Here is a 12,577-nt window from a genome sequence, read left to right as displayed (position 1 = left end):
CATTTTTATAACGAATTTTATCGTTAAGGACTTCAAGGGAAAATAATCAACATGGTCAAATCTCAACCGATTTTGAGATATATCTTGCGGGGAATCCCGGCAATAGCAGTAGCGGTACTGCTGTCTGCATGTAGTTCGACAAATACCGCCAGGAATATGCATCCTGAGACGCGTGTTGTGGGCATGGAAGATGCCTCGTCACTGCAAGCCTCTCAGGATGAATTTGAAAATATGGTGCGTAATCTGGACGTTAAGTCCCGAATTATGGATCAATATGCTGACTGGAAAGGTGTGCGTTACCGCCTTGGCGGCAGCACTAAAAAAGGTATTGATTGTTCCGGTTTCGTACAGCGTACATTCCGTGAGCAATTTGGATTAGACCTTCCGCGTTCAACTTATGAACAGCAGGAAATGGGTAAATCCATTTCGCGTACGAAACTGCGTACTGGCGATTTGGTTCTGTTCCGTGCGGGTTCAACGGGTCGTCACGTTGGGATTTACATCGGCAATGACCAGTTTGTACATGCGTCCACCAGCAGCGGTGTGATGATCTCCAGCATGAACGAGCCTTACTGGAAGAAGCGCTACAACGAAGCGCGTCGCGTTCTGAGCCGCAGTTAGCCTATCGTGTTGTCGGTTATCCCTTGGCTGACAACATGATAAAAAAAGCACTGCTTCGGCGGTGTTTTTTTTCGCCTGCCAATCGTCAGACACCCATTTATTAAATATCACTGGGTACCTTAAACCAGACTATAGTCTTGTAAACACGTAAGTTTAGCCGCCCCGATGGATCTCAGGCCCTTCAGGAACAATGACGTTTATGTTCACCCGCTACTTTTCAAACAGCCGTAAAATTCTGACAGGCAGCATTCTCGCAGGGATATTCATCGCCCTGCTCTGCGGTATGTTGCAATTTTTTTTGAGCTACCATAAGCGGGCAGAGACACTCGACACGCGTATTGTTGACCTGCGCATCTACATGGAAAGCTATTTTGACGAGCTCAAAAGCACCATTGACAGCCTCCAGCCGCTTACTCTCAATAATTGCGAAGACGTTAGCGGAGAGCTGACCTCAAGTGCCGCGTTTAGCGTCAACGTCCGCGCCTTTTTGCTGGTTAGAGATAAAACGGCATTTTGCTCTTCTGCGACGGGCGGAATGTTTGCGCCCATGCAAGAACTCATGCCGCAACTGCATATCGATAAATCGATCGACATGGCGCTTTTATCCGGTACGCCAATGCTACCGAACAAACCCGCAATCGCAATCTGGTATCGCAACCCGCTGGTCAAAGATGGCGGCGTGTTTGCCTCTATCAATATCACTCTGATGCCTTATATACGCCATACCTCGCGGCAGGATGAATTCAGAGGGATGGCGCTGATTATTGGCGATACAGCGCTCTTAACCTCGTCTGGCCAGTTAGTTAGCGTGAGCGATCTGCATGAAACGCCGGTTCGCGCAGCAACCCTCAAAAGCGTACCGTTAACGCTTAAGCTTTACGCAGACCGGTGGACGACTGACGAAATATTGTTTGCCCTTTTCTTCGGCCTGATTTGCGGAATTGCCGCAGGGACGCTTTCTTTTTACATCCTCACCATCCGTCTTCATCCCGGTAAAGAGATTTTGACCGCTATTAAGCGCGGTCAGTTTTATGTGGTTTATCAGCCTGTCGTGGATGCTAAAGAACTGAAGATGACGGGTGTTGAGGTGCTTATGCGCTGGCGGCATCCGGGCGCGGGTGAGATCCCACCGGATGCATTTATCAACTTCGCCGAAGCGCAAAAGCTGATTGTCCCCCTGACACTGCATCTGTTTGAGCTGATTATTCGTGATGCTCCGCTTCTGCAAACCGTACTCCCTGCCGGCGCGAAGTTAGGCATCAACATTGCTCCTGGCCATTTGCATGCAGACAGTTTTAAAGAAGACATGCGCAAACTCGCGGCATCGCTGCCTCCGGACCATTTCCAGCTAGTGCTGGAAATTACCGAGCGCGACATGATTAACCAGTATGAAGCCGTCCCCCTGTTTGAATGGCTCCATCATGAAGGTTTTGAGGTAGCAATAGATGATTTTGGCACCGGACACAGCGCGCTGATTTATCTTGAACGCTTTACGATGGACTATTTAAAGATCGATCGCGGTTTTGTTAACGCTATTGGCACAGAAACCGTGACCTCTCCGGTGCTGGACGCGGTGCTGACGCTTGCCAGAAGGCTGAATATGGCGACCGTTGCCGAAGGCGTAGAAACGCCTGAGCAAGCCGCCTGGCTGCGTGAGCACGGAGTTAACTTTTTACAGGGCTACTGGATTAGCCGTCCCATGCCATTGGCCCACTTTATTAAATGGCAGCCAGATTTCCTAAAGGACAGTGAATAATTTCACAACGGCAGCTTCGTCACTTATGATTCAGCTTAACCAATGTCCCGCTGCCAGTGGGTCAGGATAAAAGAGGGATACGCTGCGAAATGTTAATGCGCTTCGTTTTGATGTTGCTGACGTTCATCAGCCTGACGTGCCAGGCGCAAACCATTAAAGAGAGCTACGCGTTCGCCGTGCTGGGTGAGCCAAAGTATGCGACCAATTTCAGCCACTTTGACTACGTCAATCCCGCAGCCCCGAAAGGGGGAAACGTCACGCTTTCCTCGCTGGGTACTTTTGACAATTTCAATCGTTTCGCCCTTCGCGGTGTAGCCGCTGAGCGAACTGACTCGCTGTATGACACCCTCTTTGTCACCTCAGACGATGAACCCGGCAGCTATTATCCGCTGGTCGCGGAGATGGCACGCTATGCCGATGATTTCTCCTGGGTGGAAGTCACGCTTAACCCCAACGCCCGTTTTCATGATGGCTCTGCAGTTAAAGCCAGCGATGTTGCCTTTACCTTCCATAAATTTATGACCGAAGGTGTGCCGCAGTTTCGTCTGGTGTTTAAAGGCACAACCGTCAAAGCGATCGCCCCGCTCACCGTACGCATTGAACTGGCAGATCCAAGCAAAGAGAGCATGCTGAGCCTGTTCTCGCTGCCGGTCATGCCGGAATCGTTCTGGAAGGATCATAAGCTGAGCGATCCCCTCTCTACGCCTCCGCTGGCGGGTGGTCCCTACCGCATCACCAGCTGGAAAATGGGCCAATACGTGGTTTATTCCCGCGTTAAAGATTATTGGGCGGCAAATCTGCCGGTGAATCGCGGTCGCTGGAATTTCGATACCCTCCGCTACGATTACTATCTCGATGATAACGTCGCCTTTGAGGCCTTTAAGGCTGGGGCGTTCGATTTACGCCAGGAAGTGAGCGCCAAGAATTGGGCGACTCGTTATGTAGGCAAGAACTTTGCCAACCACTACATCGTAAAAGAAGCACAGAAAAATGAGTCGGCTCAGGATACGCGCTGGCTGGCCTTTAATATCCAACGCCCCTTTTTTGCCGACAGGCGTGTGCGTCAGGCGATTACCCTTGCCTTTGATTTTGACTGGATGAACAAAGCGCTGTTTTATGGTGCATACAGCAGGACCAATAGCTACTTTCAAAATACCGAATATGCTGCCCGTCAGTACCCTGATGCGGCGGAACTGACCTTGCTTGCCCCTCTAAAAGCCGAAGTTCCACCCGAAGTTTTTACCAGCATCTTTGAGCCTCCTACCTCGAAAGGTGATGGATACGATCGCGACAATTTGTTAAAAGCCAGCACACTACTGGATGAGGCTGGCTGGGTGTTAAAAAACCAGAAGCGAATCAATACCCAAACCGGGAAACCGCTCAGTTTTGAGCTGTTGCTCTCTTCAGGGGGCAACAATCAGTGGGTCCTTCCGTTCCAGCATAATCTGGCACGTCTGGGGATCACCGTTGATATTCGCCAGATAGATAATGCGCAAATCACCAACCGCATGCGTAATCGCGATTACGACATGATGCCCCGTCTGTGGGAGGCCCAACCGTGGCCAAGCACTCAATTGCGTATATCATGGGCGTCTGAATATATTAACTCGACCTATAACGCACCAGGCGTTGCAAGTCCGGCTATCGATGCGCTGATAACCAAAATCATTGCCGCTCAGGGTGACAAAGACAAACTATTACCTCTCGGACGTGCGCTCGATCGCGTGCTAACCTGGAATTATTACATGCTGCCGATGTGGTATATGGGGGAGGACCGCCTGGCCCGCTGGGATAAATTCTCGCTGCCGTCTATCCGTCCGATCTATTCACTGGGATTCGATAACTGGTGGTATGACGTCAATAAAGCCGCAAAACTGCCCGCAGAACGGCGTTAAGGAATAAACATGGGCGCTTATCTGATTCGACGCTTACTGCTGATTATCCCGACGCTGTGGGCCATTATCACCATTAACTTTTTTATCGTGCAAATCGCGCCCGGTGGCCCGGTGGATCAGGCCATCGCTGCTATTGAATTTGGTCATAGTAACGGCTTGCCAGGCGCAGGCGGCGAAGGTCTGCGCGCCAGCCATGCGCAAACCGGAATCGGCAATATTAGTGAAAGCAACTATCGCGGAGGACGCGGGTTAGATCCCGAGGTGATCGCCGAGATTACCCAGCGATACGGCTTTGATAAACCGATCCATGAGCGTTATTTCAAAATGCTGTGGGATTATATCCGCTTTGATTTCGGTAACAGCCTGTTCCGCAGTGCATCCGTGCTACAGCTCATCAAAGACAGTCTGCCGGTATCCATTACCCTGGGGTTGTGGGGAACGCTCATTATCTACCTGGTGTCGATACCGTTGGGTATTCGTAAGGCGGTATATAATGGCAGCCGATTCGATATCTGGAGCAGTACTTTCATCATCATTGGCTATGCTATACCAGCGTTTCTGTTTGCCGTGTTGCTCATTGTCTTTTTTGCGGGTGGCAGCTATTTCGATATCTTCCCGCTACGCGGGCTGGTGTCGGCCGATTTTAGCTCACTGCCCTGGTATCAAAAAATCACCGACTATCTTTGGCACATAACCCTGCCGGTGCTGGCCACGGTGATTGGCGGATTCGCGGCGCTGACCATGCTCACCAAAAACGCGTTCCTTGACGAGATTCGTAAGCAGTATGTGGTCACCGCACGCGCAAAAGGCGTAAGCGAAAAACAGATTATGTGGAAACACGTTTTTCGTAACGCCATGCTGCTGGTGATTGCCGGTTTCCCTGCGACTTTTATCAGTATGTTCTTTACCGGTTCGCTGCTGATTGAGGTGATGTTCTCCCTTAACGGGCTGGGCCTGCTCGGCTACGAAGCCACGGTGTCGCGCGATTATCCCGTGATGTTCGGCACGCTGTATATTTTCACCCTGATTGGCCTGCTGCTTAATATCATCAGTGATATCAGCTATACGCTGGTCGATCCTCGTATCGATTTTGAGGGCCGCTGATGCCGCGTTTAAGCCCCGTCAACCAGGCCCGCTGGGCTCGTTTTCGCCATAATCGCCGTGGCTACTGGTCGCTGTGGATTTTTGCCGTTTTGTTTGTACTGAGCCTCTTTTCAGAGCTGATCGCCAACGACAAGCCTTTGCTGGTTCATTTCAACGATCGCTGGTACATGCCGGTTATCACCAACTACAGCGAAAGTGATTTTGGCGGGCCGTTTGCAACACCGGCCGACTATCAGGATCCCTGGCTTCGCGATCGGATTGATAACCACGGTTGGGCAATATGGGCTCCCATCAGGTTTGGTGCCAACAGCATTAACTTTGCTACCACGACTCCTTTCCCTTCTGCCCCTTCCGCACAAAACTGGCTTGGAACGGATGCCAACGGTGGAGACGTGCTGGCGCGCATTCTTTACGGTACGCGGATCTCAATTCTGTTTGGACTCATGCTGACGTTGTTTTCCAGCGTCATGGGCGTTGTCGCCGGTGCGATTCAGGGGTATTACGGCGGGAAAGTAGATTTATGGGGACAACGTTTTATTGAAGTCTGGTCCGGGATGCCGACCCTGTTCTTAATCATTTTGCTCTCAAGCGTGGTGCAGCCTAACTTTTGGTGGCTGCTGGGAATAACGGTTCTCTTCGGGTGGATGGCGCTGGTAGGCGTGGTGCGCGCAGAATTCTTGCGAACCCGTAACTTCGACTATATTCGGGCAGCGCAGGCGCTTGGCGTTAGCGACCGTGGCATTATTTTTCGTCATATGTTGCCGAATGCCGTGGTGGCGACGCTGACCTTTTTGCCATTTATTTTGTGTAGTTCCATTACCACCCTCACCTCACTCGATTTTCTCGGCTTTGGTTTACCGCTGGGTTCACCGTCGCTGGGCGAGCTATTACTGCAGGGCAAAAATAATCTTCAGGCGCCATGGTTGGGTATTACGGCGTTTATTTCGGTCGCGATGCTTCTCTCATTACTGATATTTATTGGCGAAGCGGTACGCGATGCCTTCGACCCCAACAAGGCGATATAAGATGACGCAGCCCCTTCTCAGTATCAATAATCTGTCCATCGCCTTTACCCAGCAAGGGGAAACGCGCGAAGTGGTGAGCGATTTATCCCTACAGATTCAGGCGGGTGAGACGCTGGCGCTGGTAGGAGAGTCCGGCTCTGGTAAGAGCGTGTCCGCCCTTTCGGTCCTCCGCCTGCTTCCATCTCCACCTGTGGTGTATCCGCAGGGAGATATTCTTTTTCACGGTCAGTCTTTGCTGCATGCCGACGAGCACACGCTGCGCGGCGTGCGTGGCAATAAAATTGCGATGATTTTCCAGGAGCCAATGGTGTCGCTCAACCCATTGCATACTCTGGAAAAACAGCTGTATGAAGTGCTTTCACTGCATCGCGGCATACGTAAAGAGGCCGCGCGGGGCGAAATACTGGATTGCCTGGAACGTACGGGCATTCGTAACGCCGCCAAAAGGCTGACGGACTTTCCACATCAGCTCTCTGGCGGAGAGCGTCAGCGCGTGATGATCGCCATGGCGCTGCTGACGCGCCCGGAATTACTGATTGCCGACGAGCCAACCACCGCGCTGGACGTCACGGTGCAAGCGCAAATCCTGCAATTACTGCGTGAACTGCGCGATGAGCTCAATATGAGCCTGCTGTTTATCACCCACAACCTGAGCATAGTCAGAAAACTCGCCGACAACGTTGCGGTGATGCAAAACGGCCGCTGCGTCGAGCAGAATACGGCAAGAGCTTTATTCCATGCACCTCAGCATCCCTACACACAACGTTTGCTCGACAGCGAACCGTCTGGCGATCCTGTCCCGTTACCGTCAAATAGCGTGCCGCTGCTAAACGTCGAGAACCTCGCGGTATCTTTCCCGGTCAGGAAAGGTATTTTCCGGCGGGAGGCTAGTCGAAATGTGGTCCTTAAGAACGTCAGCTTTACGTTGCGTCCGGGCGAAACGCTCGGTCTGGTGGGAGAATCGGGTTCGGGTAAAAGTACCACTGGCCTGGCGCTGCTGCGCTTGATCGCGTCGCAAGGCTCCATTTTGTTTGATGGAAAACCGCTGCATGACTGGAATCGCCGTCAAATGCTGCCTGTACGCCACCGTATGCAGGTCGTCTTTCAGGATCCCAACTCGTCGCTCAATCCCCGGCTCAACGTCTTACAAATCGTTGAGGAGGGTTTACGCGTGCATCGGCCTGAGCTTAGTGCCCACCAGCGTGAAGAGGAAGTTATCCGTGTGATGGAAGAAGTGGGGCTGGATCCGCAAACCCGCTTTCGTTATCCCGCCGCATTTTCGGGCGGGCAGCGTCAGCGAATTGCTATCTCCCGGGCGCTTATTTTGAAGCCTGAACTGATTATTCTTGATGAACCGACATCATCGCTCGATAAAACCGTCCAGGCGCAGATCCTGGCCCTGCTGAAGGGGTTACAGCATAAGCACCGGTTAGCGTATATTTTTATCAGCCACGATCTGCAGGTTGTGCGCGCACTTTGCCATCAGGTTATCGTGTTGCGTGAAGGGGAAGTGGTTGAGCAAGGTGAATGTCAGCAGGTTTTTGCCGCACCAACTCAGGACTATACGCGCCAGCTGTTAGCGCTACGCTGACGCTTAGAAAGGGTATTGTCCGGAAAACGGCTCGGCGATAGCGACGCCAAAGTTTTTCAGGCGGCAGGTTGCGGCAAACTCATCCTGGCTGCTAACGAACAAGCAAGGCTCGCCTTCGCACTCCAGCACCGAGCTTACGACCTCGATATCAGTCAGCGCCTGGCTCAGCCGTTCCATTACCGGCCACGCATTCTCATCGTCCGAGCTCAGTAATTTAAGCGCAACAAGGGAATTATCGGAGTTTGGGCCATTTTGCGGAATCGGTTCAACTTTCGAACCTGCAAAACCGACCGACCAGCGATAGCTCTGCGGCAGACGATGGACAATGGAGAGTTGTAATGTATTCACGTTCGTTCCCCGGAAGCTCAATTTACTTCACAATTTATTTACATTTATAGTAACACATCGTTGCAAACCTGCCCTTGTTTTGCTGAAAAACCACACCCCGCCTTATGTTAAGGGCTATAGGGTCTCGTTTTTGAGGGCGTTATTTTGTGAGTTACAGGCTCGCTTTGGCGCTATATGTACCCGTTTCTGCGATCTAACTCAACCTTTTTAACTACAATGATGTGACTTTTTACATAAATAGATTTTACATAAAAGAAACAAACATGGGGTAAACAAACGTCGGTTTGGTTGATACGTATCAAAAAAAGGGGCCTCTTAAGCCCCTTATTGATATTAAGTTGCCGATTTTCTCGGCCGACTGGCGTACAGATAGAAGATTATCGAGCAGGTCGCACAAAATGCAATTGACCAGATCATCGGCCAGGCGGTGTTAAACGTCGCTAAGGATAGCAACGCCCCGACGATGGCCCCGATGCCAAAGCGGAACGTACCCGCCAGCGAGGAAGCGGTGCCAGCCATATGAGGGAACTCATCAAGGATGACCGCCATCGCATTCGAAGAGACCATCGATACGCAGCCAACAAATGCAGCAACGCCCACGACCAGCGCCCAAAAACCGACATCGAAGAAGGCCGTCAACACCATCCATATCGCCATCACAAACTGGATCCACAGACCTGCACGGAACATGTTTATCGCGCCAGCACGTCGCACAAAGCGGCTATTTATGATGGTCATGACGAACAGGAAAACGATATTCAGCGCAAAGTAATAACCAAAATGCTGAGGCAAAACGTGGTTAATCTCGATATAGACAAATGGTCCCGCGCTCAGGAACGAGAACATTCCTGCGAAGCTGAATCCGCTCGCCAGCATATAGCTCAACACACGCTTATGACGAAACAGCGAGGCGAAGTTACCGATCGTGGTACGAATGTGAAACTTCTGCCGACGTTCAACCGGCAAGGTTTCATCAATAAAGAAGAAGATCATCGCTGATGCCAGCAGAGCTGCAATCGCCAGAATCCAGAATATGGCGTGCCAGCTAAACCAGACCAGCACCGCCCCACCTATCATCGGCGCCATCAAAGGCGCAATAGTGGTCACCAGCATGACGAACGACATCATGCGAGAGAACTCTTCTTTCGGGTAGATATCACGCATCAGGGCGTTGATCACCACGCTCGCTGCAGCCGCCGCCAGACCATGGAAAAAGCGCATCACGATCAGTTGGTCGATGGTTTGTGCCAGCGCACAGGCCACTGCCGCTGCGGCAAACACCAGCGTACCGCCAAGAATGACTGGCTTACGTCCAATGCTGTCCGCCATCGGGCCGTACAGCAACTGTCCCACGGCAAAGCCGAGGATATAGGTGCTGAGGGTCATTTGCGCGCTGCCCGCCGGTACGCCAAACTGCGCGGAGATCACCGGCAGCGCGGGCAAGTACATGTCGATAGACAGCGGCATCAGCATGGCCAGAAGGCCAAGGATAAAAACAATGCTGAACGATGAGTGTGGCCTGGTGGTCACATTTAGCTCCTGAAATTAGCGTGTAGGCATGCCAACGCTGGCAATTTCTTCTTCCGTAAGCGGACGATATTCACCCGGGTCGAGATCCAGGTCGAGCGTGATTCCGCCGATACGTTCGCGGTGCAGGCCAATAACACGATTGCCTACCGCAGCGAACATGCGCTTCACCTGATGGTAACGGCCTTCAATAATGGTCAAGCGGACTTCAGTCGGGGTAATGACTTCAAGCACCGCCGGTTTGGTCAGATCTTTTTCATTATGCAACTGAACGCCACGCGTGAATTGCTCCGCCGTGTCATCCGCAACCGGTGATTCAAGCGTCACCAGATAGGTTTTTTCGCAGTGATGGCGCGGGGAAGTAATACGATGCGACCACTGGCCGTCGTCGGTCATCAGCACAAGGCCGGTGGTGTCGATATCCAGACGCCCTGCCGCATGCAGCTTATGCGCCACAGGTACATCGAGGAAATAAAGCACCGTTGGATGATCGGGATCGTCCGTTGAACAGACGTAGCCTTGCGGCTTATTGAGCATAAAATAGCGTGAGCCGATTTGCTGGGTCAGCGTATTACCGTCGAACTCTACCTCGTGCTCAGGCAGAAGTTTGAAAGCACTGTCGCGTACAATATCGCCGTCCACGGTAACGCGGCTGGCGCGAATTTCGCGCCCGGCAATAGCGCGGCTGACGCTGAGTTGCTGAGCGATAAACTTATCAAGTCGCATGAAATCTTTTTAGCCTTAATGGTGCTGGAAGTCGGACAACATGTCCGAAAAAGAAGCAGTCGAGAACTGTCCAGTATAACGGTCTGATTGCGCCACTCAAGGGAAAAAGTTTCGTGGCATACTATGTGCGAGATAACAAAATCGAGACCCCATGACTTTTACACTTCGCCCCTATCAGCAGGAAGCGGTTGACGCCACCCTCGCCTGGTTTCGCAAACACAAAGAACCTGCTGCCATTGTGCTCCCGACTGGAGCCGGGAAAAGCCTGGTGATCGCCGAGCTCGCTCGCCTGGCTCGTGGACGCGTGTTGGTGTTGGCGCATGTGAAAGAACTGGTGGCGCAAAACCACGCGAAATATCTCGCGCTTGGGCTGGAAGCCGATATCTTCGCAGCCGGGCTGAAACGCAAAGAGAGTCATGGGAAAGTGGTATTTGGCAGCGTCCAGTCGGTGGCGCGCAATCTTGAACTTTTTCGCAGTGAATTTTCCCTGCTGATTATCGATGAATGTCATCGCATCAGTGATGACGACGACAGCCAGTATCAGCAGATCCTGACTCACCTGAAGGACGTCAACCCTCATGTCCGACTGTTAGGACTGACTGCCACCCCGTTTCGTCTGGGCAAAGGCTGGATTTATCAGTTTCACTATCACGGGATGGTTCGCGGTGATGAAAAAGCACTGTTTCGCGACTGCATTTATGAACTGCCGCTTCGCTACATGATTAAACACGGGTATTTAACCCCGCCCGAACGCCTGGACATGCCCGTTGTGCAGTATGATTTCAGCCGTTTACAGGCGCAGAGCAATGGGCTGTTTAGCGAAGCAGACGTGAATCTGGAGCTAAAAAAACAGCAACGCATCACGCCGCATATCATCAGCCAGATTGAAGAGTTCGCCCAGACGCGCAAAGGGGTGATGATTTTTGCCGCGACCGTTGAACACGCCCGTGAAATTACCGGCCTGCTGCCGAAAAATGACGCTGCATTGATTACCGGTGAAACGCCAGGTCCGGAACGTGACGCCCTGATCGAAGCCTTCAAGGCCCAGCAGTTCCGTTATCTGGTTAACGTCTCGGTACTCACTACCGGCTTTGACGCCCCGCACGTCGATCTGATTGCCATTTTACGCCCGACGGAATCCGTGAGCCTGTATCAGCAGATTGTCGGACGCGGGTTACGGCTTGCGCCAGGTAAAACGGACTGCCTGATTCTGGACTACGCGGGCAACCCGCACGATCTGTATTCCCCGGAAGTTGGCACCCCGAAAGGGAAAAGCGGTAATGTTCCGGTGCAGGTTTTTTGCCCTGGCTGCGGGTTTGCCAATACGTTTTGGGGCAAAACCACCGCCGAGGGGACGCTTATCGAGCATTTTGGTCGTCGCTGCCAGGGCTGGTTTGAAGACGATGACGGTCATCGTGAACAGTGCGACTACCGTTTTCGCTTTAAAAACTGCCCACAGTGCAATGCCGAAAATGACATTGCCGCTCGTCGTTGCCGGGAATGCGACACCGTACTGGTTGATCCTGATGACATGCTGAAGGCGGCGCTTAAGCTAAAAGACGCGCTGGTGCTGCGCTGTTCAGGCATGGTGCTTCAGCCAGGGGCTGATGACAAAGGCGAGTGGCTGAAGATAACCTATTACGATGAAGATGGCGCGGACGTCAGCGAGCGTTTTCGGCTGCAAACCCCCGCCCAGCGTACCGCGTTTGAGCAACTGTTTATTCGCCCGCATACTCGTACACCTGGCGTACCGCTGCGCTGGATTACCGTGGCGGACATCGTTCATCAGCAGGTCCTCCTTCGCCACCCTGATTTCGTTGTCGCCCGTAAAAAAGGCCAGTTCTGGCAGGTGCGCGAGAAGGTATTCGACTATGAAGGACGTTTTCGCCGGGCCAATGAATTGCGGGGTTAAGGCACTTTTCATTGATGTGAAGTGCGTTTGAGTATAAAATGCCGCCCGCTTCACATCCGTGAGGCAGAACAC

General features: G+C 52.2%; 10 protein-coding genes. 7 read left to right on the top strand and 3 right to left on the bottom strand.

Annotated elements, in window-relative coordinates:
• Positions 1-51 precede the first annotated feature (51 nt).
• From mepS to yejF, 6 genes are all read left to right on the top strand, one after another.
• Positions 52-621, top strand: a complete 570-nt coding sequence (gene mepS, locus AC6EMZ_RS07555) for a bifunctional murein DD-endopeptidase/murein LD-carboxypeptidase (protein WP_498401847.1) — start codon at positions 52-54, stop codon at positions 619-621.
• A gap of 199 nt (positions 622-820) precedes the next feature.
• Positions 821-2,377: a cyclic di-3',5'-guanosine monophosphate phosphodiesterase PdeN gene (gene pdeN / locus AC6EMZ_RS07550; RefSeq protein WP_498402296.1), complete on the top strand. Its 1,557-nt coding sequence runs from the start codon at positions 821-823 to the stop codon at positions 2,375-2,377.
• An 89-nt stretch (positions 2,378-2,466) separates the two neighbouring features.
• A complete protein-coding gene (locus AC6EMZ_RS07545) occupies positions 2,467-4,272 on the top strand; it encodes an extracellular solute-binding protein (RefSeq protein ID WP_498401846.1) in 1,806 nt (601 codons plus the stop codon).
• A gap of 9 nt (positions 4,273-4,281) precedes the next feature.
• Positions 4,282-5,376 carry a microcin C ABC transporter permease YejB gene (locus AC6EMZ_RS07540; RefSeq protein ID WP_498401845.1) on the top strand — a complete coding sequence of 365 codons (1,095 nt, stop codon included), beginning with the start codon at positions 4,282-4,284 and terminating at the stop codon, positions 5,374-5,376.
• Positions 5,376-6,401: an ABC transporter permease gene (locus tag AC6EMZ_RS07535; RefSeq protein WP_498401844.1), complete on the top strand. Its 1,026-nt coding sequence runs from the start codon at positions 5,376-5,378 to the stop codon at positions 6,399-6,401. Before AC6EMZ_RS07540 ends, AC6EMZ_RS07535 begins: the two co-directional genes overlap by 1 nt.
• A gap of 1 nt (position 6,402) precedes the next feature.
• Positions 6,403-7,992, top strand: a complete 1,590-nt coding sequence (yejF, locus tag AC6EMZ_RS07530) for a microcin C ABC transporter ATP-binding protein YejF (protein WP_498401843.1) — start codon at positions 6,403-6,405, stop codon at positions 7,990-7,992.
• Between the two features lie 3 nt (positions 7,993-7,995).
• Here the strand turns inward: yejF and AC6EMZ_RS07525 are convergent, their stop codons facing one another.
• From AC6EMZ_RS07525 to rsuA, 3 genes are all read right to left on the bottom strand, one after another.
• Positions 7,996-8,340 (bottom strand): YejG family protein, encoded by a 345-nt coding sequence (locus tag AC6EMZ_RS07525; protein WP_498401842.1) that lies wholly within the window; start codon positions 8,338-8,340, stop codon positions 7,996-7,998.
• 333 nt (positions 8,341-8,673) lie between these two features.
• A complete protein-coding gene (locus AC6EMZ_RS07520; RefSeq protein ID WP_498401841.1) occupies positions 8,674-9,870 on the bottom strand; it encodes a Bcr/CflA family multidrug efflux MFS transporter in 1,197 nt (398 codons plus the stop codon).
• Between the two features lie 15 nt (positions 9,871-9,885).
• Positions 9,886-10,593 (bottom strand): 16S rRNA pseudouridine(516) synthase RsuA, encoded by a 708-nt coding sequence (gene rsuA, locus AC6EMZ_RS07515; RefSeq protein ID WP_498401840.1) that lies wholly within the window; start codon positions 10,591-10,593, stop codon positions 9,886-9,888.
• A gap of 151 nt (positions 10,594-10,744) precedes the next feature.
• Here rsuA and radD point away from each other — a divergent pair, with 151 nt between their 5' ends.
• Positions 10,745-12,505: a DNA repair helicase RadD gene (gene radD, locus AC6EMZ_RS07510; RefSeq protein ID WP_498401839.1), complete on the top strand. Its 1,761-nt coding sequence runs from the start codon at positions 10,745-10,747 to the stop codon at positions 12,503-12,505.
• Positions 12,506-12,577: the final 72 nt, after the last annotated feature.

The organism is Enterobacter sp. SCRI0065 (assembly GCF_059766475.1).
Note: the sequence above shows the minus strand (reverse complement) of the source record. Positions and strands in the feature narration are given on the sequence as shown.